This window comes from Nonomuraea purpurea (genome assembly GCF_042650645.1).
Classification (GTDB): domain Bacteria; phylum Actinomycetota; class Actinomycetes; order Streptosporangiales; family Streptosporangiaceae; genus Nonomuraea; species Nonomuraea purpurea.
The window spans coordinates 222,305-243,140 of record NZ_JBHSBI010000006.1; the positions used below are offsets into that span (position 1 = coordinate 222,305).

The following is a 20,836-nucleotide window of genomic DNA, read 5'->3' on the forward strand; positions in this document are numbered from 1 at the left end:
CTCACCTCCTGGTCGTCGTTCCCGACGGTCTAAGTTCCTCCTCGCGTTTCACCTCCGCTGTGATGGTCTGCATCTGGGCTCTGACGTCGTCGAGAGCGGCTCGGATAGCGGAGCGGTGCATGGCCCACTCGTCACGGAAGCGGTCTCCGGCAGGCCCCGCCCAAATGCTGCTGTTGCAGGTGGCGTCCACCGCTTGCAGCGTGCGCTCAATGTCGTCGGCGGCCTGGGCGATGACGCGCATGTCCGCTTGGCACTCACTCAATCGGTCAGCCATGGCGTTCCTCTAAGGCGCCGGCGGACAACATCTCGATGATGTGCCGCGACAACGTCGCAGCGCTCACGGGCCGGGTGGTCATCCCGCTCTGTGCCTGAGGGCGGTCCACGAATACCGCCCAGACGGCCCGGTCCGTGGCGTACGTCGTCATCATGGGGCCAGGCGGATCACTGAGCAGCACAAGTTCACCGATATAGCGCGTGTTGTCGATCACGGCCGAGAGCGGACCCACGTGTTCCCGATCCAGAGTCAATGGGTCCAGCGAACGAATTTCACCGTCCCGATCGGCCACACCGAAGGGATCCAGGAGAGGTTGAACGAGATCCACCACGTCACGCACCTTGCCGGCCAGCGTGAACAAGTGCATGCCACCAGCGGTGATGCGCTCCACGAGCAGAAGGTTCGTGGTATGGATGTGCACGTAGCCGAAGGCCGTGCCTGCGGCACTCTGCTGTTTGACGGCGAGCACACGATCAGCGGTACGGCGAAGGGTGAGAGCGAGATCTATCTCCACTCTGATGTGCATGTCAACCTGTGCCTGCTGCGCTCCGTGCAGAACAGCGTTCATTTGCTCGATATTGCGGATCTCTACCGCTTCGCGCGCGACCAAGCAACGCAAGGTCGTAGCAAGTACCCATTCTCGCTGTTGAGCCTCGATGCTGGACAGATGCGGCTTGGGAAAGAAGGTCTCGTCTGGATCGAGGACCGCCAACTCCTCATCCGATAATCGCACCAGAGATTGTGGGCCGCCCTCCACCACCGCCCTGCTCACCTGGGCACGAAATTCGCCTAGTTCCATGTCCAGACGCGCGTCCACACCCGATCACCTCCTAACGGCGCAGGTCAGCTCTGCGCACTATTCGCAAGCCTGCGACATCCATATGATCCATATCGGTGCCGGTCAGGAACATCACAGGGCCCAGCAGAATGTAGTAGAAACCCCACAGCCAACGGCGAACTGCCGGCCCGAGCCGAGGCCGCCCCAGGTCGGCTACACGGATTACTCGGAGTCCACCTATCAGCTTTCCGATACTCGCACCTGTCGAGATCGTGAGAAGTACGTGGTTACAGAAAGACATCAGTAGTAGGGCGCCCGCGAAAGCCACCCAATAAAAGGGCTCCTGACCGAAGGGTTCGCCGCCAACGGCTCCGGCACAGATGGCAAGAAAGCCATCCGCATAGATGGGTATGATGCGCCGGTTACTGCTCGCCAGAGACGGAGCTTTAGACACCACCACGACGCCTCCAAATCGGCCGAGTCTGGCACCTCACCAGAACTTGAACTTCTCGACGAAGCTTTTCGTGTTCTCCCAAGCCTTCCCCACCCCAGTCTTGATCTCATCCCCCCAGTTGTCCCACGCCCAACTTCCCAGGAAATAGGCGCCGGCAACACCGAGTGCGACCCATCCGGCCACCGGTACCGCAGCAGCCACCGCGGCCGACGCGCCCAGTGCCGTGGCGATACCCGCACCGCCCATGACAGCGACGGCACCGCCTGCTTGAACCACGCCCACGCCGCGGTCGACCCAGCCCTGAGCGCCCTCATGCGTAGGCACAACAGCTTCTTTAACTCCACCGACGACAGCCAACGGGAGTGTGACACGAGCAAAGAAGCCGACACCTGGCGGATTCTTCAGGAGGTCCGCTCCGGGGATACGCCAGTTCCTCATCGCTGCGGCAAGGGTCTGCTGCCACTTCCAGGGCTGCTTGTAGAGGTCCTGAATCTTCTGGGCCTTGAGTACCTCGCCGATCAGGTCGGAGAGCTTTCGGTTGCCTGGGAGAGCACCCATATAGCGGCGAATGTCATAGACACCGCGTGCCGCAGCGACATTCCTGCTCTGCTCCCAGCGTTTCTGAAGTTGACTCGCGGCCTCCACCCCGGCCAGGATCGAAGTTAGCTTGAGTGGCTTGGTTGCGTACTTGACCTGCTCCTTGTGGTCCTCCCATAAGTCGCTCGCGGCGGTCATCCAGGCGAACAGCGCGACTCCTTCCGGATCTTGTTCCAGAAGTCCAGCGCGGCGTCGAACGTCCTTAGCTTGATCTTCGGTCCAAGAAGCTCTCGCGGGAAAGGTGGCGAGGCGGCTGGTGTCGCCGTTCCAACGCTCCAGGAGTTGACGGATCTTCGCGCCTTGGATGGCAAGGGACCCACCCACAACCTCAGCAGCCGCTGCCAGGTTGCGGGCCTGATCCGGTTTCATCCCGACAAGACTCATCACAATGAGCGTAGAGCCGCGACCTGCACAACGCATCGCTTCATGGATCCGAGATATGCGAACGGGAGCTGTCAGGCTGCGCATCGGGGGCCGGCGATACGCTTCGTTGAGGCATTAACCAGGGATTTGTGTCGGCAAGGCGTCTCACACCACGTGAGCGACGAGAGGCTCCTGTACCACTTTGGTATGGCGTTGAACCCTTGTTGCTTGGCGAGATCGTGATCGGCTGGGCCTTCCTGGACAAGGACTCCCTGACCCGCGCCATGGTCGAACGCCTGCTCATCTCCCTCGGCGGGGACCCCCACGACCGGCACACCGAGCTCTACCTGAGCGAGGTCCGGCCCCTGGAGTACCGGTGCCTGATGGAAACCGCGTTCGACAACCTCAAAGTCGGAACCTCGGCCATCCTGTCGGCCCCGTTCATCGCCGAACTGGCCGACCCTGACTGGGTGTCCCGCCTCACCAATCGGTGCGCGGCCAGGGGAATAGACGTTGCGGTGGTGTGGGTGCGCTGCGACGCCGAATCCATGCGCGAGTACATCGAGTTCCGCGGAGCCGCCCGCGACGCCTGGAAGCTCGACAACTGGGAGTCGTACGTCAGCGGACTCAACACCGCGAGCAGCCCATCCACGGCGCACATCACGGTGGACAACCGGCTCGGCGCCGCGATCAGCCTGGCCGACCAGACCCGCGAAACACTGAAACGGATCCTCACATGATGGGCGTCGTGCTGTACGGGCCGCCTGCCAGCGGTAAGAGCACCACCACCATCGCCCTCGCCGAGCTCGACCCGCGGTTCACGCTGGTACGCAAGCTCAAGACGGGGAACCGGCGCGGCACCGAATACGACTTCGTCAGCGCGGAAGACCTGGCCAACCTGCGGGTCGAAGGGCGGCTGATGGTCGAGTCCCAGCGTTACAGCAACACGTACGCCATCGACCGCGACCAGGTCGACCAGCTCACCGCCACCGGTCGAGTGCCGGTCGTCCACCTGGGCGACATCTCCAGTATTCGCCGGCTGGTGCAGGCCGCCCCGTGGCTCGCCGTCCTACTCTGGATCCCGCGCGAAGTATGCGAGCAGCGCTCCCGGGAGCACGGGGACCGCGACACCAACCATCGACTCCAGGCATGGGACGAGGCACTGGCCGACCTGTCCGCCAACGACGACGGCCTGTTCGTCCGCCGCTTCCGCACCGATCAGGCCACCTCACAGGGAATCGCCGAGCAGACCGCCCGCGCCTTCTTCAACCAGCGCGCGGGCGCCCCATAATCACTGCGCCTGACCGCTGAGGATCTGCAACCACAACTCCCGCGCAGCCCGAGTGGACGTCCACACACTGTCCAGGATGCCCGCGGGATCCTCGACCGGGTGGCACCGGACGAACCACAGCCCGCCGGCCGTGCAGAATTCGAACATGGGGTATGTGCACGCGCACGTATGATCGCGGACCCGGAGCCGGTCAACTCGACGCAGGCTCGGCGTCCACTCCACGCGTACAACCCCCGGCTGGAGAGGCGCCACATGCGGACCGTGATAGTCGAAGTTCGGGGGCGGACAATCACTCACGACCTCACCGCCATCCGAGTCTGGTCTCGGAGCAACGACACGAAGACCTCCGCGTCGTCCGCACTCACGGTCTGCCGCAGACCCTTGTCGATGTCGGCATCCCGGAGGTGGACACCGCGCCGGGTCGCGTAGAACACGCCCGCGTCGCTACAGAACAGCGACCAGGCCGGGAACGCCGCGCGAAGGACGTCAAGGTCGTAGCGCTCGCGTGAAACCTGTTCAGGTGACATGCGACGACCATAGAAGCCGTAGCGTAAGCGAAGGGGCACACTCTGTATCCCTTCGCTCCTGTCAGATCATCAGGCCGATATGGTCCGCGAGCTCCCGCGCCTGGGGCCGCAGAGTGGCCGGGCCCGCCTCGCACAGATCGAGGGTCATCCGACGCGCGTAGCCGTTGTAGCGGATGGTTTCCGGTGCGGCTTGGTACGCGAGCTGCAGCGTACCGAGGACCGCCGCGTGGTCTCGCTGCAGCGAGAGGGCACGGGCCACCTCGATCAGATGCCGGCCGCGTCGCGGACGGGACGGGATGGGTACGGACTCGGCGTGGTCGCTCTGCCTCGCCGACTCCCCACCCTGATGGAGCTCGACCGCGATGGTGACGGCGTGCGGACGCATGATCACCCGCGAGAACGAGGTCCACGGCTGGTAATAGCCGTCAGGGAGCCGATCCGCGACCCGCGCCGCCTCATCCCAATGCCGCCACGCCTCGCCGATGTCGCCGGTACGTGCCGCGGTGAACGCCAGCTCGAACAACAACGCCCCCCACATGGCGAGCAGGTCCGTGCCCGGGTCGTCCATGTGCGACTCGATGGCCGCCATCCCCTGCCTGTTGATCTCATGGGCCGCGTCGAAGTCGGCGGCGTCCCGATGCGCCTGAGCGAGGAACCACACCGCACACGACAACGCCAGCGGATCCTCCGACTCCTGCGCCGCGATCAGCGCCCGGTCGGCCACCCGCCACAGCAGGTCCGGCGCAGGCTGGTAGGCGACGAACATCTGAGTCAGACCGTAAGTCTCCGCGAGCAGCGCCTGGGCGGTGCGCCGGTGCTCGCCTCGGTACATCCAGGCGGCCAGTTGGGCATCGCGAATCAGGTCAGGCAGCAGGTCACCGAGGGCAGTGCGATGATCGGGAGAGGCATGCCTGATCCGCCACGCCGCATCAAGCCGCGCCCGAAGCGTGGTGAGCGGTTGCACGGTGCCGCTCGGCTGGATCGGTACAGCGTTGACAGCCTCTCGGACAGCGCTCAGCGCCGGATGACCGGAACCGGTGAACATCCGCACCGGTAGGGACTGATCACCGGTGAGCTCGCTCAGGTCACGAACACGTAGGGCCTCGGCGAGTTGCAGCAGGATCGGCAGACGGGGGTTCTGCTGACGGCGACCATGCTCGACGGCCTTCAGCCAACTCTCGGACTTGCCGACCAGGCCGGCGAGGACCTCACGAGTCATGCCGCGACGCTCACGCAGGTACTGGATGCGCTGGCCGATGGTGCGTACTGGTGCACCGGGAGCGCTTGTCTGGTCGTCCACAGCCCGCCTCTCGGAAGGTGACATCTCCAAGGCTACGACGCACACCTTCAACCTGCCAGCGAAGGGCTGACCTGCATGTCCCGGAGCAGGACAAGCGAGGCAGAACAGACAGGACACTCCACGACGGTCCGATGGATGAGTTTCTGGCATGCCGGTTAGGAAGGCGTGATCGCCACAGCCAGGGAGGTAGTCATCGTGCCGAGACCGCCACAGATCGCGCGGGAGAAGAAGATCAGGATCGTGCTGTCCGCGCTCGCCGGGGAGGTGACGATTGTCAATCGGCTGACCGCCAGGGCGGCGAACACGATGGCAAGGTGTGCCTCGATGGATTCGCATTTGTGATGGTAGATCGGCCGGGCTCGCCTTGAGGTTGTGCTTGCTCATTCGGGCTGCCGAGAGCTGACCTCCGAACGCCACGACCGCTTCAAGATCGGCTCCGTCGAACGGCTCGCCACCAGCAAACCCTCCGTATGAAACGGCGGCGCAGGTCTTACCTACCTTTACACGGCGGTCGGCAAGGCCGTTCTTTCGCCATTTGGAACGGCCTTCTCCCTGCTCGGTGGTTTGACGAGATCCTTTTACCCGATCATAGTGGTTGTGGTCCATCAACCGATTGCGCAACGACGCGCCGAATGCTCAAACCTCGGGAGTTGATCAAGGCGTGGCGGTGAACGTCGGACCGATGGGGCGTCCGGACCATACCGAGTGGCCGAGAACCTTGGACCCTGCCATCCTCAGAGCTCAGGGGTGGGTGCCCACTCCATTTCGCGAATTCGTATTGAAGGTCAATAGCAGGTGCGACCTTTCGTGCGCGTACTGCTACGTCTATGAAATGGCGGACCAGAGCTGGCGGGACCAGCCAATCCGCATGTCCGCCGCCACCGCCACGCGCACCGCCGCCCGCATCGCCGAACATGTCCAAGCCCACGACTTGCCCTCCGTCGAGTTGATACTCCACGGCGGCGAGCCCCTTCTCGCTGGTCCCGACCTCATCGCCCACATCGTCACCGCAACCCGCGAGGCGGTCGGCGGGTCCGCCCGGGTGGGCGCCCGCGTGCAAACGAACGGCATCCGGCTCGACGTCGGCCACCTTCGCCTGTTCGCGGAACTCGATATCGCCGTGGCGGTAAGTCTTGACGGCGACAGGAACGCCCATGACCAGCACCGGAAATTCGCGAACGGCAAGGGCAGTTACGATGCGGTCACACAGTCGCTGCGCCTGCTCCGCAACTCGTTTCCGCATCTGTTCAGTGGTTTGCTGTGCACGATAGATCTGCGCAACGACCCATTGGCCAGTTATGAGGCGTTACTCGAGCACCGGCCGCCAAGAATCGACTTCCTGCTCCCGCTGGGCAACTGGTCGTTTCCGCCACCGGGGCGCCTACCCCGCTCCACAACGACGCCGTATGCCGACTGGTTGATCGCCGTCTTCGACCGCTGGTACGCCGCGCCCCACATGGAGACCGACGTCCGCCTCTTCAGCGAGATCATCCAGCTGCTGCTCGGCGGCCGGTCCAACAGCGAAGCCGTCGGGCTGTCCCCGGTGACGGTCCTCGTGATCGACACTGACGGCACGATAGAACTGTCCGACACAGTGCGATCCTCCTCCCCTGGTGCCGCCTCCACTGGGCTGCGCGTGGACGTGAACACGTTCGACGACGCCCTGCTCCTGCCTGAGGCCGCAGCCCGCCAGCTTGGCGTGCCCGCGCTCGCCCCGGAATGCCGGGTGTGCGACATGCGGAGCGTCTGCGGTGGCGGCCAGTTCGCCCACCGTTACCGCTCGGGGAGCGGCTTCGCCAATCCGTCGGTGTACTGCCCCGACCTGCTGCAGCTCATCCGGCACATGAGAAGGGTCGTGGCGGCCGATCTCGCCGCCCAGCTCGAAAGGCTTCGATGAACTTCCGCAGGCACCGCATATCTGACGAGGTGTTCGCCACTCTGGCGGCCGGAGGAGGTGGCGCCGAAGCCGTGCGCCAGCTCGCCACCGTCGAACGCAGCAAACATCTGCTGCTGCTGCGCGGAGTCGTGCAGAACGCCAGGACGACGAGGCATCCGGACGCGGACTGGGCCGCGGACGCCTACGATCGGCTCGCCGCGCTGCAGGACGAGGCACCCAAGGCGGTCGAGGACGTGCTGTGCTATCCGGCTGTGGGGGCCTGGTTGCGGACGACCCTGCTCGCCCTCGACCACGATCCGATGCGGGCTCGGCCCGACCACCTTGCCGCGATCACGGCGGCCGCCGCCATCAGGGCGCGGGCCCCGCTCTCCATCGACGTGCGCACCTTTGGGGGATCGCTGCCCCTGCCGTCGTTGGGGGAGGCGCTCATACCGGAGGGCACGGCCACGGTGCGGTCCTCGCCCTCGGGCGCGGAGGTTTTTGTCCAAGACGTCCGCGTGCCGATCCCCGCAGACCACACCCGCGACGCCCCGGGCTGGCGCGGTGTGCGGCAACTGACCACCTCCGCCAATGGGCGCACCCTCGATCTCGTCCTCGACGACGTCGACCCGCACCGCATGCCGGCGGACGTGGCCAACCGGCTGCCCGAAGGAGAGCTGCGGAGCTGGCGTTCCGCCCTCGAGGAGGCGTGGGACATACTCACCACCCATCACCCGGCCACGGCCGCTGAAATCGCGGTGGCGCATCGTGTTCTCACCCCGCTTCGCCCGCCCGCCGACGGGCAGGTGAGCGGAACGGCCTCGGAGACCTTCGGCACGGTCGGTCTGTCGGCGCCCTCGGACGGCCTCACGCTCGCCGCGATGCTCGCGCACGAGGTACAGCACGCCAAGCTGGGAGCCCTGCTCGACATTGTGCGCTTGATTGAGCCCGATGACAGTTGCCGGTTCTACGCGCCCTGGCGGGAGGATCCGCGACCGGCCGGCGGCTTGTTGCAAGGGGCGTACGCCTACCTGGGCGTCAGCGGGTTCTGGCGGCGCCAGCGCATCCATGAGCACGGTGACAGGGCCTTGCTAGCGCACAGTGAGTTCGCGCGCTGGCGTACAGGCGCCCACAGAGCCGTGGACACCCTCATGGCCTCCGGCCTGCTGACGCCTGCGGGAAAGCACTTCGCCGCGCACATGTGCCGGGTTTTGGCCGACTGGCAGAGCGAGCAGGTGCCAAGTGCCGCCGCCGCGCGGGCCCGCGCGGCCAGCGAGCGCCACCTGGTCCGCTGGCGACGGGCGAACGCGGGCCTGCAGGCGTGAGGACGGCCGTCAGATGGGCGGTGGGTCGAAGTCGAAGTCGAGCTGCCTGCCCTCCGTCGCGACCACTGTGTCGGGGTGGTCGTGGCCGCGAACGCGTTCGTACTGGGCGATGGTCCGTGACTGCAGCTCTTCGGCCTGCTCGTCGGCGCCCCGGCGCCGAAGCACCACAGACAGGTTGGCGGCGCACCCGAGCGCCAACGGGTGAGTCTCACCGAGCAGCCGCCGGGACCGCTCGAGCGTGTCCTCGCTGAGGCTCAGCGCGGTGTCCAGCTCGCCGAGCGCCGTCAGGTCGCTGGCGAGATTGATCGCCACGGTGAGGGAGTAGTGGTGGTCACGGCTGAGCCTGGAGTCCAGGGCACGCAGGCACTGCTCGTTGAGCTTGCGCGCGCTCTCGACGTCTCCCCGCACCCGGTGCAGCAACGCGAGGTTGCCCGCGCATCCGTGGTTGTACGGATGGTCCTGGCCGTAGGCTTGCGGATAGCGGTTCATCGTGTCCAGGGCCAGCTCGAACGCGGAGTTGATCCGGCCCGTGCTCCGCATGTTGTTGGTGAGGTTCATGGCGGCGGCCAGCGTGTCGGGGTGGCTCGCACCGTACAGCCGTTTGTATCGCTCGTAGACGTCCTGTGCCAGCTCGAGCGCATCATCGACACGGCCCGTCCGGCGGAGTGCGATCGAACGGTCTTTGGCGGTGCGCAAGGTCACCCAGTGCTCGACGTCGAGCTCCTGAACGCCGAAGGCGTGGGCGTCCTCGCCGAGATCGCTGGCCTCCTCATAGTCGCCGCACAACCGCACCACCCGGGCGAGATTGCCCCAGAACGAGAGGTGGGCCACCTTGCTGACGTCGAGTTTCCGGCTCGAGACGGTGAAGACCTCTTCGTGCACGGTTCGCGCGCGCTCGTAGCGGCTGATCAGGGCATAGTCGAGGGCCAGGTTGTTCTTGGCGGACAACAGCTCGAGGTGGTCGACCGGGAACGCGGCCTCGTGTCCGCGCAGGACGTCCTCATCATGCTCTCGTGCCCGGTCGAAGTCGCCGAGGGCGCGCAGGTCCGCCCCGAACCCCTGCGAGATGAACAATGACCTTTCGTGCTCCGGCCCGAAAACCTGGCGCGAACGCTCCAGCGCCGACCTGTCGGTCTCGTAGGCCTTCGAGTAGTCGCCCAGCTCACGCAGAACGAGACCGAGCTGCGACTGCGCCACGATCACGTGCTCATCGTGCGGACCGGAGTCCTTGATCCACTGCTCAAGGAAGCTCTCCACGAAGGCACGGCTCGTCTGGTGCTGACCGGACATGTAGAGGTAGCGCACCATCTTGAGCGCGAACTCGCGTACCTTCGGATCGCGGGTGGCCGCCACCTCGGCCGGCACGATGTGCTGGACCAGCTCGGCGTAGCGTAGCCAGTTGGCCTCGTCGTCCGGATCGCCCAGCACGGCGCTGGCCAGCAGGAGGTGGACCACCTTCCGGTAACGGTGATGCTCTTCTTCGCTGAGGTCGGCACGCAGCAGCGCCTGGATGAGTCGGTGCACCTGCAGGGTGCGCGTCTCGGGATCGAGCTTGGCCAGGGCGTAGCGACCGATCACGCGGATGGCCTTGCTGCGCAGCAGCGGCCGATCGAGGAGCTGCTGAAGGCCAGGTCCCACCGCATCGGACACGCCCCAGCGGAAGACGTCGACCGGAATGGGCTCGGGACCGAAGAACGCGCAGCACCGGAGAAGCTCGACGGCTTCGGCCAGCTGTTGCTCCAGCTGGCTCACCGACAGCCGCCAGGCCGCCGTCATCGACCGTGGGTAGTCCAGCGGTTTGGGCATCTGCAACGTGTCAGGCATGTGCTTGGCGAGCTGCTGGAGGTATTCGTCCACCGACATACCCGCTTCGGCCTGCAGCGCGCCCGCCTGCTCCAGCGCGAGCGGCAAGTGCCCCAGCTCGTCGGCGAGCCGCTGGGCGTCCGCCTCACGCAGGTTGTTGGACACGCGCTTGTGCAGGAACTGAATGCTCTCGCCTTGCGTGAACACGTCCACCGGGACGGTCTCGACGACGCTACGCCACTCCTGGTTGCGCGAGGTGATGAGAACATGGCCGGGACCGCGCGGAATGAGCTGGTTGATGTCCTCGGGGCGGTCGGCGTTGTCGAAAATGAGCAGCCACCGCTCGTACGGCTCGCCCCGACGCAGCGCATGCAGAACGGCAGCTGCGGTGTCGTCGATGCCGACCGCTTTGGCGGGCGGGAGCCCGAGCCGGGGAGCCAGCGCGGCCAGCGCCGCGGGCACCAGCAGCGCCTGGTCTGCGGATATCCACCAGACGACGTCATATTCGGACTGGTAACGCCAGGCATACTCCACGGCGACCTGGGTCTTGCCGACGCCCCCCATACCGTGAAGGGCATGCGGCACCACCGCCGTCACATCAGATGTGATTCCACTGCGCAGCCGTTCGAGAAGCCCTTCCCGACCGGTGAAATTCTTATTGCGCGGAGGTATCTTTTCGCCCCATACCTCCGGCAATCCGCCGCGCCCCACCGTCCGAGAAGCCGTCACGGACCGATCGTAGCAACACTGGAGCAGGGCTCCTAGCTTGACACCTCAGGCGTGGTCAGCATGACAAACAATTCGCATTACACCCTAATATTCCACCAATATCATCACATCATCATCTACTACACCAATCAGGGCATAAAGGGACAGACAGCCGATCCGATGATCTTCTGCTCGAAAGTTCCACCTGGTCACAAAGTTTGCGGCGTCCACGCCCTCCCCCTAGGCAAGGTCCGCCATATGGGCGATGCTGTGGCAGGCGTGCCTTCACGAAGCGGGCTCGCGTGGCCCAGCTGTGCGAGCGACCGCCCTGGAAGTCTGGAGTGGCAGTGGAGAGGCAGGAGGATGGTTTGCACGAGCGTGTCGATGAAGACGACGGTGGCCTGCTTGATCTCTCTGGAGCCTCGCTCCGCGACATAGCGGCCCTCTCCGCGGAAGACCCCTCTGTGTTCGGCCAGGCGGTGAAGAGAGCACTGGCCCAGAACGGATCGCTCCTCGGGTTCAATCAGAGCATATGACGTCCACTTCTCGACACGGATCGCAGCCAGCTCCCCGCGAGGTAAGAGAGGAGACCGGAGTGCGGGCGCACGACGCGCACGCGAGCTCCGCGGTGGGTCGCGGCGTGAGTGCGCCGCCCACCGGCATAAACTCACGTCATACGTCGGACCGGGCTCCGCCGGTCGACGACGCTTTCCGTGAGAGGAGCCGACAGCATTTCTGAGCAGTCGCCGTCTTCTCCATGGCAATCGCGCACCCGGCCGACGCGCCTTCTTCTCGCCATCACCGCATGGCTGTTCCCTCAGCCCGGCGGTCGGCGAATGAGCGCGGCGGGACTCTCGTATCCGAAGCCGATCCTGCTCCTGCTTGCAGGACCCCCATTTCGAATGGGATCGCTGCGATGACTGTCAGCGTGATGGCCCACTATGTCGATCGGCAGCCATATGTTGGCGTACGCCCTTTTCGTGCGCAAGAAGCCGGGCAATTCTTCGGGCGCTCCGAGGCGGCGGCTGAGCTCGCCGACCGCTGGCGGCGGCATCGGCTGATCGTGCTCACTGGGCCGCCCGGCTCAGGCAAGACCTCGCTGCTCCACGCGCGGCTCGTCTCTGACACCGCCTTCCGCACCGCCGGTGTCCTGCCCGTCGGCCGGCCCTTCGGACCGCCACCGCCGGCGCTCGCCGCACTGCCCGAGCACAACCCGTACACGCTGGCACTGCTCTGCTCCTGGATGCCCGCGACGCCGCCGAACCATCTCGCCGGGTTGTCCTTGTACGAGTTCCTCCGCCGCGACGGCCGTCCAAGTCCTTTCTTCGTGGCAATCGACCAGGTCGAGAAGGTCTTCGAACGACACGCCCGGCTCGATCCCCACCGGGCCGACTTCCTGGCCCAGCTGCGCGAGGCCATCGGCGAACTGCCGGATCTGCACCTCCTGCTGTCGGTCAGGGAGGAGCATCTCGCCGACCTCGAAGCTGCCCTGGGGCCCCTGGAGCCGTACGTGCTGGCCCCGCTGACGACGGCCGACGCCGTGGAGGCCGTGGAGCGACCGGTCCAGGGCAGCGGGAGATGGTACGCCGACGGTGCGGCCGAGGACATCGTCTCCGCGGTCGCCACAGGGCGCGACGCGGTCGATCCGGTTCTCCTTCAGGTGGTCTGCTCCCGGTTGTGGGCGTCGCTGCCCACCGACATCACGGCCATCACCGTCCAGGACGTGCACGCGCATCCCGGCATCGAGCGATCGCTTCGGGAGTTCTGCGGGCAGGCGATCGTGGACGTGGCCGCCGAGCACAACGTCTCGACGCTGCGCCTCGCGTCGTGGCTGCAACGGACGTTCGCCACCGGGCCTGGCGCCGACGCGGCGGAGGCCGCCGCCCGCGAGGGTCTGCCCGCCGCCGTGCTCGCGGCATTCCAGGACAGGTACGTGCTTGCGGCCAGCCCGCCTTACCGGCTGCGCCACGAGCTCCTGACCGGCCCGCTCATCAACCTGGACATCGCCGATCTGCACCTGGGCGACGCTGGTCCGGGGCAGCATCTGTCGGCGGCCGCATCCGCGCTTTTCAGAGGGGATCTGGCGGCCGCGGAGCACAACGCCGGCGCCGCCCTCGCCGCCGCGGGTGAGGCGGACCTGACGCTGCTGGCGCACGCCCAGTCGCGCATGGGAGACATCGCCCATCTGCGCCGCGACCCTGAGCGGGCCGTGACCTGCTACCGCACCGCCGCAGCCCTGTTCGAAGCCCTCCAGGACAACGTGGCCGTGGCCTACTTGCTGGCCGCTGCCGGCCACTCGCTCCTGGCGCAGGGCCTGGACGTCGAAGCGGTCGAGACCCTGCGCTCCGCTGTCGACCGGCTGCCTGCCGACCTCACCCTGCAGACCGAGTTGGGCCGGACGCTGTGGCAGGTGGGACACGGCCGCGCCGGGGTGACCGTACTCACCGAGGTACTCAACGCCGATTCCCACACGCCCGAGGCGCTGCGAACCCGTGGGGAGATGCTGGCTGATCTGGGCCGGGCAGAAAGTGCCCTGCGCGACCTCGACCAGGTCCGGCTGCACCTACGCCCCGAAGGCCGCGCCGCCCGTGCCCTTGCCCTCATCAGCACAGGGGATTCCCGCGGCGCTGAAGAGGAGATGGCGGCCGCGCTCGAAGGCGGTTCCGGCAACGGACCCGCGCTCCTCTACGCGGCCCGGGTGCGGGCGCTGGGCGGCGACCGCACCGCAGCCGCGGACCTGGCCCGCCTCTCGCTGGCCGCCACCGATCCCGCCCTCACCCGCCATCAGTACGCCGAGGCCGCTCAGCTCTTGGGGGACACCCCGAGCGGCTCCTGAGCGCCTTCCGGCTCGACGGCTACCCGGCAGAAGTCATCGACGCATCGATCCAGCCGCTGGAACGACGGCGGCTCAAGCATCTGCCCGCTCACGAACTGACCGCCATCGTCAAAGGTCATCCGGGTGTGCCGGGTTGCCTGGCTCGCCAGACCGTACGCGGCTGTCGCCAGCGCCCGCGCTGTTCCGGCCACCTCACTGGGCGACAATACGGCCACCCGGGAGGCCAGGTCGCCGACGGACGCCGCCTGCGCCTCGATGGCGGCGAGCCGCGCGTTCATGTCCTCCCAGGGATGGTGAGCCGCGACCTCCACCTGCAGCCGCAGCTTGAGAACTCCGCCCAGTAGATCCCCATACGCCTGCTCGCGCGCCTGTGTCTGCTGCTCTTCCCTCCGCCGCCGTGCCTCCCGCTCTTCCTTCCTGGCGGCGGCCCGGTTGGTCAGGGCAACGCCCCCGAGGGCACTGAGCGCGCCGACCGTTCCACCGACCGCCGAGATGATGGCCGTCACGACAGAGGCATCTGCCATGGCAGGAGTCTGACATGGGATCCTGAGTTCTGTAAGGCGTTCTTCCGCCAAAATCTGCATATCGACGCCTCTGGGTGGTCGTGATGTCAGGCAGACGGCTCGGGACCCCTTCCCCTCCCAATGCCGGTTTGGCAGTTCCCCCCGCGCACGTCGTCCGAGTCGGAGACGAGGTCCGGCTGCGGCACGAGGGGTGCGAACGCATTGTGGTCGTCTCCCGGGTCATCACCAAGCGCGTCGGCGCCGCTTCTTGATGTGTCCGGTGAGCTACGGCATCCATCGATCATTTGCGGCCGGTCTTTCCCAATGCCTTCCCGCGGCAACCAGGAACCTCGATCGCAAACTCAAGACGCGCCGTCGCATGTCGGCTACCAGGCGGGGATGTTTCGCCGGAGGGCCTCCACCGCCTGGGGCGCGGGTGGCCACGATGCCGCACAAGACGTCGTTTCGATGCTCGGCCGTCCGTTGGGCACCACCGCTTCCACTACGACGGCTGGTCGGCCGGTATGCCAGCCACCCGGTCCTCGGGACGTTCCGCCCCGGATTCCGCAGTGGACGACGATTGTCGTTCCGACGGTGGTCGCCTGTGTAGCAGGAGTGCGGTCAGGCCGCCCGCGACCAGGCCCCAGAACGCCGCGCCTATGCTCAGGATCGTCATCCCTGACGCGGTGACCACGAAAGTGACCACCGCGGCCTCCCGCCCCTCCGGTTCGGTCACCGCGCCGGCCAGCGACGAGCCGAGCGCCGACAGCAACGCGAGGCCGGCCACCGCGGTGACCAGCACGGGTGGGGACAGCAGCACCAGAGCCATGGCCAGGCCGGCGCCGAGGCCGAGCGTCAGCTGTCCGGCGCCGAGGGCAACCGTCGCGATCCATCGGCGGCCGGGGTCAGGGTGGGTGTCCGGGCCGGCGGTCAGCGCTGCGGTGATCGCGGCCAGGTTGACGGCGTGACCGCCGAACGGCGCCGCCGCCGCGCTCGCCAGGCCGGTCGCGACGAGGACCGGGCGCAGGGGCGGCATGTACCCGTATGTCGACATGACCGCCATACCGGGGACGTTCTGCGCGGCCATGGTGACGAGAAACAGCGGGATGGCGATGCTCACCACTACGGACGGGTTCAGCGTCGGAGTGGTCAGCTCGACCGCGGGCCGCAGCGCCGCGCCGGACAGGCCGTTGCCGGGCCCGTGCACCGCGATGGCGATGACCGCCACGACGAGCGCGCCAGGAACGGCCCACTGCCGCAGGTACCGCTGCAACACCGCCCAGGTCAGGACGACGGGCACGGCCAACAGCGGGATGTCGACGACGGCACGGACCGGTGCGGTGCACAGGCTGAGGATGACGCCCGCCAGCATGGCACCGGCGATCGGACGCGGGATGGCGGCGATCGCCCTGGCCGGCCAGGGCGACAGGCCGGCCAGGACGATGAGCCCGGCGCAGATGATGAACGCGCCGACCGCGGCCGGGAAACCGCCGGGCACGGGACCGGTCGCCACCAGCAGCGCCGCACCGGGGGTGGACCAGGCGATGCTGATCGGCATGCGGTATCGCAGCCCAAGGAAGATCGCCGCCGCCCCGATGCCGCAGCAGAGGGCGAGCAGCCCGGATGCGGCCTGCGCCGGCGTCGCCCCGACGGCACGCAGCCCGGCGAGCACGACGGTGAACGAACTGGCGTAGCCGACCACCGCGCTGACCAGCCCCGCCATGACGGCCTGCACCCGCATGCCCCACTCCTCGGCGTCGCCAGACTCCCTATCGTTCCGTTTACGGAACGAACCATAGCCAGGTGGCCACCGCGGGACAAGCCCGGCGGCGGAATGCAAGGATTGCCGGGTGGACGGCCGTGAGACGGATATCGGGAGCCGGCTGCGGCGATTGCGGCAGGCCCGTGGCATCTCCCTGTCGGCGCTGGCCCGCAGCGCCGGCATCGGCAAGGCCACCCTGTCCGGCCTGGAACTGGGCACCCGCAACCCGACGTTGGAGACGCTCTACGCGGTGGCAGGGGCTTTGGGCGTGCCGTTGACGGCCCTGGTTCTGGAGCCCGGCGCACCGCCCACAGAGGCCGTCCGCGTGCCCGGCTCCGCCGTAACGGCCACACTGCTGGAGGTCTTCGAGGAGCCGACCGCAACGTTCGAGTTGCTGCGCATGCGCGTCCGCCCCGGCATCGTGCAACACTCGCCATCTCACGCCCCCGGCGTGACCGAACACGTCACGGTCTACGCGGGCGTGCTGCGCGCCGGCCCGGCCGACGCCGCCCTGCTGGCCGCACCGGGCGAGCACATCTCCTGGCAGGCCGACGTCCCACACATCTACAGCACTGTCGGCCCGGACGAAGTACTGGCCACCCTACTGATCCGCTCCCCCCGACAGCCCTGAGCCACCGAATCGTCATACGGCGGCCACCAAGGAAAGCGCCCTGCTGATCTGCTTGAGGCCGCCGGGCCCAACGCCATCGGCTGGCACCGCACCCACCTGGGCGAGGCTCAGCAGGCTCTCGTTCATTGCCGCCAGGCCCTGACCCTCTACGCCACGTTGCCCTCGCCCTCCCAAAGGGGTGCCGCAGGTTCGAATCCTGCCGGGGCACCTGGGCCTGGCGGGAGTCAAACCACCGCTCCGGCCGTCGCCGAAGCCGCACGACTGGCCCGTGAGGCGAGAACATCAGCCAGCCTCACCCTGGAGCAGCAGACGCCATAGCTCATCGGCCCTGGATCGCAGCCAGGGACCGGCGTAGGCGACGACCTTGGGTTCGCTCCGGTGGGTACGGCGGAACTGATACTGACCGCCTGCGGCCAGGAACTCATAGGAGATCTCAGCGCAGGCACAGGTGTAGTCGATGACCCGCTGGCGGTCTGAGCGATGGTGAGGCGCGTGAACCTCACGCCAGTCGAGAGTGACCTTCGGGGCTTCGGCCTGGTCTGAGGGGTGCTCTCTGAATCCCGGACATGGCCACTCCTCCCTCTCCGGGTCTGTCGGTTCAGCCATTGACCTGACCTCCAGCCTCGCGATGTGGCAACGTTTCTGCACGTAAACGCTTATGAGCATATGCCTACTAGACCATATGAGGAAGTGGGGTTGTGATGATGATCTGCTGTGATCGACTTCGGTTCCGATCGACCGGTGCACCGTCAGCTCGCCGACATCATCCGCGCGGACATCGCAGCGGGCCGGCTGAAGCCTGGTCAGGCACTCCCCTCAGAAACTCGGCTGATGCAGCAGTACGAGCTCGGCCGGGTCGCCGTGCGGCAGGCACTCGGGGTGCTGCGCGGCGAGGGACTGGTCGTCACCGTGAAGCGTGAAGGCTCCTACGTTCGCCCTCAGATACCCATTGAGCGGGTCACCGTCGAGAGACAGACGGAAATCACTGCTCGCATGCCATCGCCTGCGGAACGGAAGGACTTGGACATCCCGGAAGGTGTTCCTGTCTTTGTGCTCAAGAAGCCTCGGAAGGCAGCCCGCCTCCTGTCCGCCGATCGAACAGTCCTGATATGGGGAAACGAAGAGGACGGGAGCTCCATCAACGAGCGAGCTTGAGCCGCACGTCCGGCCGCAGCAAGCACTGTTTTGCAAGGCGCGGCGTCGCAGTCATGGTGGTACCGCCACGAAGCCCTCTCACCTCTCAACCCGACACGGCGGGCACAACCAGGCGTCCAGGTGCGCTGCGGCGCTTTCCCTCCGACCAGACCTCATCCAACCAAGTAGCGATCGCCTCTTAACACGCGGAAACAGGATCACACGTGGACGTGACCCGCATGGAGCCAGGAAAGGCAATCGATCTATTTCGCGGCCAGCGCGGAAGGAGGGAATCCGAAGGTGCGCGAGAAGGCCGCGGTGAACGACGCCGGTGAGGAGTAGCCCAGACGGCTCGCGACCTGAGTGATCGTGGACGTGCGCAGCAGTGGCACCGAGGCGACAAGCCGAGCGCGCGTCCGCCAGGCGGCCGGGCTGATGCCTGTCTCACGACGGAAGCGGCGGGTGAAGGCGCGCTCGCTCGTGACCAGGCGGCGCGCCCAGTCCTCGTTGGTGATCTGGACGTCAGGGTCGGCGAGGTACTCGCGGCAGAGGTCCCTCAGGTCCGGCGACGAGGGCAGCCCGACGTGGAGCGGCACCGGGCTCAGACGGGTGATCTCGTGCAGCAGCAGTGCCGCGATCGCCCCCTCGCGGCCGGCGAGGTCGTACTCGGTCTCGAAGTCGACAGCGACGAGCAACAGCTCACGGAGAAGAGGGGTGACGTCGACGACGGTGCACACGTGGGGCCACCAGGGCACCGCGTCCGGCTCGATGTAGAGGCTGCGGGTGCTGACGTTGAGCATCCTGACGCGGTGGCGCATGTCCCCCGGGATGAGGACGGCGCGGTCGGTCGGCACCGTCCACGTCCCGTCGTCGGTCTCGACGATCATCACGCCCGTTGCGCCGTACAGGAACTGCGCGCGCCGATGCCGATGCCAGTCGAGGACCTGTCCTGGCGGGTAGTCCGTCCCGATCGGCAGCACGTCTCTCGCGACCTGATCGACGTCGGCGAGTTGAACATTCCGCACACGCTCAGTGTAGTGGCTGACAATCGAAATATATGGACCGTGCTTCGATTGTCCGCCAGAAGCAGGGATTGCTTGACTCGTGACTTGTGAGTGTTCTCGTGCTGGCCGGGATCGGCATCCTCACCGGCCTGACCACCGTGCTGTTCGGATTCGGCGGGGGGTTCGTCACCGTTCCGGTCATCGTGTGGGCCGACGCGCGTCTCGGTGCCGATGCGGCCCATGTCGCGGTCGCGACATCCGCCGTGGTCATGATCGTTAACTCGTGCGTCGCGACCGTCGCGACCGACCGCGCCGTCCTGAGCCTGCTGCGCCGAAGCACGCCCCTGCTGGCCCTCCTCGCCGTCGGCGGCGCGATCGGCGCCCTCGCGACCCGATGGACCCCCGGGTTCGTGACGCAGTGGGCCTTCATCGCCTACCTCGTCGCCACGATCGTCGACGTCCTCGTGCGGCCCGGCTTCCTTCACCGCCGAGCGGAAAGCGCCGTCACGGGCTCCGGCCGCGGAGGAGAGACCGGTCGCATCCGTGCCGCGCTCGGCATTCCCATCGGCGCGACGGCGTCGTTTCTCGGTGTCGGGGGCAGCATCATGACCGTTCCCCTGCTTCGCAGGCTGGGCCACGACATGCGCACGGCCACCACGCTGGCCAACCCGCTGACGCTCGCCGTCGCGACGCCGGCGCTCGTCCTCTTCGGCGCGGAGCACACGGGTAGCCCCGCGTCCGCGGGTGTCTTCTTCTATGGTCCGGTCGACCTCGGCGCCGCTGTGGCGCTCCTCACCGGTGCCCTGCCGGTGATCGTCATCATGCGCCGCCGTCCGCCGCGAATCTCCGACAGGCTCCACGCATGGAGCTACCTGGCGCTTCTCGTCCTCGTCACCGCCACGATGGCCGTCCTCTCCCTCGACGGCGCCTGACGCAGCCCGAGGGCTTCGGGCGGGCCTGGGGCTCAGGGTATGCCTCCGGTGCACGGGGACGTGCGGTGGGTCCGCTCGACGTGGAGGTTCCTCACCATGGCGGTGGTGGAGCGTCTCGAGCAGGCCGCGGATCCGGCCACGACGAGCGGCGGCCGCGGCGGCATACAGTTCGGTCCTCGTCCTTGTGCACGAGTCGGGACTCAACAGGTTCTCAACAGCCTCTCAACACGCGCGGGCCTACGTTCTCCGCATCCGATACAACCAAGGAGAGGCAATGCGAACGATTCAGACCACCATCCTCGGTGCCGCAGTCGTGGCCGCCGCACTCACGGCCGGAGCCCCTGCCCAGGCGGCCCCCACGGCGAAGTCCAGCACGACTGCCGCGGCCCCCGCAGCCGTCACCGCGGCGACCACTGCGGCCTCGTGCCAGATCCGCGTCTACAAGCCGGAGATGCGCAAGGGACATGTGGCGGCGACCTCGTGGGCCCCGGGGTGCCGGCGGACCGCGCGGGTCTCCATCCAACTCCAGCGCAAGCGCTGGTATGGCTGGCAGAAGATCGCGAGCACGACCTACAACGCCCCAGGGCCGAAGACCCTGTACAAGGGGTGCAAGCGCGGCACCACGTTCACCTACCGCCTGATGGGGCACCTCATGGGTGGCGGCAACGGGTACAGCCCCACCATGCGGGCCAAGTGCCCCTGACCGGCCCGTCTGCAGCCAAGATCGCCTCCCTGGGC

The 20,836-nt window shown here is 67.0% G+C and carries 22 protein-coding genes; 10 read left to right on the forward strand and 12 right to left on the reverse strand.

Annotated elements, in window-relative coordinates:
* Position 1: 1 nt before the first annotated feature.
* Genes ACFOY2_RS14515 through ACFOY2_RS14530 form a run of 4 tightly spaced genes read right to left on the reverse strand, consistent with a single transcriptional unit; the run spans position 2 to position 2,487 of the window.
* Positions 2 to 274, reverse strand: a complete 273-nt coding sequence (locus tag ACFOY2_RS14515) for a hypothetical protein (RefSeq protein WP_379528505.1) — start codon at positions 272 to 274, stop codon at positions 2 to 4.
* The gene (locus ACFOY2_RS14520; RefSeq protein ID WP_379528506.1) at positions 267 to 1,091 is read right to left on the reverse strand and encodes a hypothetical protein; all 825 of its coding nucleotides are present in this window, start codon (positions 1,089 to 1,091) and stop codon (positions 267 to 269) included. The genes ACFOY2_RS14515 and ACFOY2_RS14520 overlap by 8 nt, the downstream gene beginning before the upstream one ends.
* Positions 1,092 to 1,104: 13 nt before the next feature.
* Entirely contained in the window at positions 1,105 to 1,512 is a 408-nt protein-coding gene (locus ACFOY2_RS14525; protein WP_379528507.1) for an RDD family protein, read from the reverse strand.
* Between the two features lie 30 nt (positions 1,513 to 1,542).
* Positions 1,543 to 2,487 carry a hypothetical protein gene (locus ACFOY2_RS14530; protein WP_379528508.1) on the reverse strand — a complete coding sequence of 315 codons (945 nt, stop codon included), beginning with the start codon at positions 2,485 to 2,487 and terminating at the stop codon, positions 1,543 to 1,545.
* 200 nt (positions 2,488 to 2,687) lie between these two features.
* On the opposite strand from ACFOY2_RS14530, the gene ACFOY2_RS14535 reads away from it, so the two are divergent.
* On the forward strand, positions 2,688 to 3,206 hold the full coding sequence (locus ACFOY2_RS14535; RefSeq protein WP_379528509.1) for an AAA family ATPase: 519 nt from the start codon (positions 2,688 to 2,690) through the stop codon (positions 3,204 to 3,206).
* Entirely contained in the window at positions 3,203 to 3,757 is a 555-nt protein-coding gene (locus tag ACFOY2_RS14540; protein WP_379528510.1) for a guanylate kinase, read from the forward strand. The genes ACFOY2_RS14535 and ACFOY2_RS14540 overlap by 4 nt, the downstream gene beginning before the upstream one ends.
* Here the strand turns inward: ACFOY2_RS14540 and ACFOY2_RS14545 are convergent, their stop codons facing one another.
* From ACFOY2_RS14545 to ACFOY2_RS14560, 4 genes are all read right to left on the reverse strand, one after another.
* Complete coding sequence (locus ACFOY2_RS14545) at positions 3,758 to 3,904, reverse strand: hypothetical protein (RefSeq protein ID WP_379528511.1); 147 nt, start codon at positions 3,902 to 3,904, stop codon at positions 3,758 to 3,760.
* A 146-nt stretch (positions 3,905 to 4,050) separates the two neighbouring features.
* Positions 4,051 to 4,284 carry a hypothetical protein gene (locus ACFOY2_RS14550; RefSeq protein WP_379528512.1) on the reverse strand — a complete coding sequence of 78 codons (234 nt, stop codon included), beginning with the start codon at positions 4,282 to 4,284 and terminating at the stop codon, positions 4,051 to 4,053.
* 61 nt (positions 4,285 to 4,345) lie between these two features.
* Positions 4,346 to 5,608 carry a helix-turn-helix domain-containing protein gene (locus ACFOY2_RS14555; protein ID WP_379528687.1) on the reverse strand — a complete coding sequence of 421 codons (1,263 nt, stop codon included), beginning with the start codon at positions 5,606 to 5,608 and terminating at the stop codon, positions 4,346 to 4,348.
* A gap of 131 nt (positions 5,609 to 5,739) precedes the next feature.
* The gene (locus ACFOY2_RS14560) at positions 5,740 to 5,889 is read right to left on the reverse strand and encodes a hypothetical protein (RefSeq protein WP_379528513.1); all 150 of its coding nucleotides are present in this window, start codon (positions 5,887 to 5,889) and stop codon (positions 5,740 to 5,742) included.
* Positions 5,890 to 6,266: 377 nt separating this feature from the next.
* Here ACFOY2_RS14560 and ACFOY2_RS14565 point away from each other — a divergent pair, with 377 nt between their 5' ends.
* Together ACFOY2_RS14565 and ACFOY2_RS14570 are read left to right on the forward strand one after the other, a co-directional pair.
* Positions 6,267 to 7,481 carry an FxsB family cyclophane-forming radical SAM/SPASM peptide maturase gene (locus ACFOY2_RS14565; protein ID WP_379528688.1) on the forward strand — a complete coding sequence of 405 codons (1,215 nt, stop codon included), beginning with the start codon at positions 6,267 to 6,269 and terminating at the stop codon, positions 7,479 to 7,481.
* On the forward strand, positions 7,478 to 8,785 hold the full coding sequence (locus ACFOY2_RS14570; protein WP_379528514.1) for an HEXXH motif domain-containing protein: 1,308 nt from the start codon (positions 7,478 to 7,480) through the stop codon (positions 8,783 to 8,785). The genes ACFOY2_RS14565 and ACFOY2_RS14570 overlap by 4 nt, the downstream gene beginning before the upstream one ends.
* A 9-nt stretch (positions 8,786 to 8,794) precedes the next feature.
* On the opposite strand, the gene fxsT is transcribed toward ACFOY2_RS14570, so the two are convergent.
* Positions 8,795 to 11,317: an FxSxx-COOH system tetratricopeptide repeat protein gene (gene fxsT / locus ACFOY2_RS14575; RefSeq protein ID WP_379528515.1), complete on the reverse strand. Its 2,523-nt coding sequence runs from the start codon at positions 11,315 to 11,317 to the stop codon at positions 8,795 to 8,797.
* A 347-nt stretch (positions 11,318 to 11,664) separates the two neighbouring features.
* On the opposite strand from fxsT, the gene ACFOY2_RS14580 reads away from it, so the two are divergent.
* On the forward strand, positions 11,665 to 11,832 hold the full coding sequence (locus ACFOY2_RS14580) for a hypothetical protein (RefSeq protein ID WP_344890301.1): 168 nt from the start codon (positions 11,665 to 11,667) through the stop codon (positions 11,830 to 11,832).
* 380 nt (positions 11,833 to 12,212) lie between these two features.
* Positions 12,213 to 14,132 (forward strand): nSTAND1 domain-containing NTPase, encoded by a 1,920-nt coding sequence (locus ACFOY2_RS14585; RefSeq protein WP_379528516.1) that lies wholly within the window; start codon positions 12,213 to 12,215, stop codon positions 14,130 to 14,132.
* Here ACFOY2_RS14585 and ACFOY2_RS14590 read toward each other — a convergent pair.
* Both ACFOY2_RS14590 and ACFOY2_RS14595 read right to left on the reverse strand, forming a co-directional pair.
* The gene (locus ACFOY2_RS14590) at positions 14,099 to 14,656 is read right to left on the reverse strand and encodes a hypothetical protein (protein ID WP_379528517.1); all 558 of its coding nucleotides are present in this window, start codon (positions 14,654 to 14,656) and stop codon (positions 14,099 to 14,101) included. The genes ACFOY2_RS14585 and ACFOY2_RS14590 overlap by 34 nt on opposite strands.
* A gap of 481 nt (positions 14,657 to 15,137) precedes the next feature.
* Positions 15,138 to 16,376 carry a benzoate/H(+) symporter BenE family transporter gene (locus tag ACFOY2_RS14595; RefSeq protein ID WP_379528518.1) on the reverse strand — a complete coding sequence of 413 codons (1,239 nt, stop codon included), beginning with the start codon at positions 16,374 to 16,376 and terminating at the stop codon, positions 15,138 to 15,140.
* 109 nt (positions 16,377 to 16,485) lie between these two features.
* On the opposite strand from ACFOY2_RS14595, the gene ACFOY2_RS14600 reads away from it, so the two are divergent.
* Together ACFOY2_RS14600 and ACFOY2_RS14605 are read left to right on the forward strand one after the other, a co-directional pair.
* A complete protein-coding gene (locus ACFOY2_RS14600) occupies positions 16,486 to 17,028 on the forward strand; it encodes a helix-turn-helix domain-containing protein (RefSeq protein WP_379528519.1) in 543 nt (180 codons plus the stop codon).
* Between the two features lie 714 nt (positions 17,029 to 17,742).
* Positions 17,743 to 18,183 (forward strand): GntR family transcriptional regulator, encoded by a 441-nt coding sequence (locus tag ACFOY2_RS14605; protein ID WP_379528520.1) that lies wholly within the window; start codon positions 17,743 to 17,745, stop codon positions 18,181 to 18,183.
* A 242-nt stretch (positions 18,184 to 18,425) separates the two neighbouring features.
* Here ACFOY2_RS14605 and ACFOY2_RS14610 read toward each other — a convergent pair whose 3' ends face one another.
* Positions 18,426 to 19,187 (reverse strand): AraC family transcriptional regulator, encoded by a 762-nt coding sequence (locus ACFOY2_RS14610; RefSeq protein ID WP_379528521.1) that lies wholly within the window; start codon positions 19,185 to 19,187, stop codon positions 18,426 to 18,428.
* 86 nt (positions 19,188 to 19,273) lie between these two features.
* Between ACFOY2_RS14610 and ACFOY2_RS14615 the strand changes: the two genes are divergently transcribed.
* Positions 19,274 to 20,098 (forward strand): sulfite exporter TauE/SafE family protein, encoded by an 825-nt coding sequence (locus tag ACFOY2_RS14615; RefSeq protein ID WP_379528522.1) that lies wholly within the window; start codon positions 19,274 to 19,276, stop codon positions 20,096 to 20,098.
* Between the two features lie 274 nt (positions 20,099 to 20,372).
* Entirely contained in the window at positions 20,373 to 20,801 is a 429-nt protein-coding gene (locus ACFOY2_RS14620; protein ID WP_379528523.1) for a hypothetical protein, read from the forward strand.
* Positions 20,802 to 20,836 lie beyond the last annotated feature (35 nt).

Excerpts from the sequence above, each read along its gene's own strand:
- ACFOY2_RS14590 (WP_379528517.1), bottom strand. The coding sequence starts at position 14,656 with ATGGCAGATGCCTCTGTCGTGACGGCCATCATCTCGGCGGTCGGTGGA.
- ACFOY2_RS14550 (WP_379528512.1), bottom strand. The coding sequence starts at position 4,284 with ATGTCACCTGAACAGGTTTCACGCGAGCGCTACGACCTTGACGTCCTT.
- ACFOY2_RS14595 (WP_379528518.1), bottom strand. The coding sequence starts at position 16,376 with ATGCGGGTGCAGGCCGTCATGGCGGGGCTGGTCAGCGCGGTGGTCGGC.
- ACFOY2_RS14620 (WP_379528523.1), top strand. The coding sequence starts at position 20,373 with ATGCGAACGATTCAGACCACCATCCTCGGTGCCGCAGTCGTGGCCGCC.
- ACFOY2_RS14565 (WP_379528688.1), top strand. The coding sequence starts at position 6,267 with ATGGGGCGTCCGGACCATACCGAGTGGCCGAGAACCTTGGACCCTGCC.
- ACFOY2_RS14540 (WP_379528510.1), top strand. The coding sequence starts at position 3,203 with ATGATGGGCGTCGTGCTGTACGGGCCGCCTGCCAGCGGTAAGAGCACC.
- ACFOY2_RS14555 (WP_379528687.1), bottom strand. The coding sequence starts at position 5,608 with ATGTCACCTTCCGAGAGGCGGGCTGTGGACGACCAGACAAGCGCTCCC.
- ACFOY2_RS14545 (WP_379528511.1), bottom strand. The coding sequence starts at position 3,904 with ATGTTCGAATTCTGCACGGCCGGCGGGCTGTGGTTCGTCCGGTGCCAC.
- ACFOY2_RS14570 (WP_379528514.1), top strand. The coding sequence starts at position 7,478 with ATGAACTTCCGCAGGCACCGCATATCTGACGAGGTGTTCGCCACTCTG.
- ACFOY2_RS14585 (WP_379528516.1), top strand. The coding sequence starts at position 12,213 with ATGACTGTCAGCGTGATGGCCCACTATGTCGATCGGCAGCCATATGTT.
- ACFOY2_RS14530 (WP_379528508.1), bottom strand. The coding sequence starts at position 2,487 with ATGAGTCTTGTCGGGATGAAACCGGATCAGGCCCGCAACCTGGCAGCG.
- ACFOY2_RS14515 (WP_379528505.1), bottom strand. The coding sequence starts at position 274 with ATGGCTGACCGATTGAGTGAGTGCCAAGCGGACATGCGCGTCATCGCC.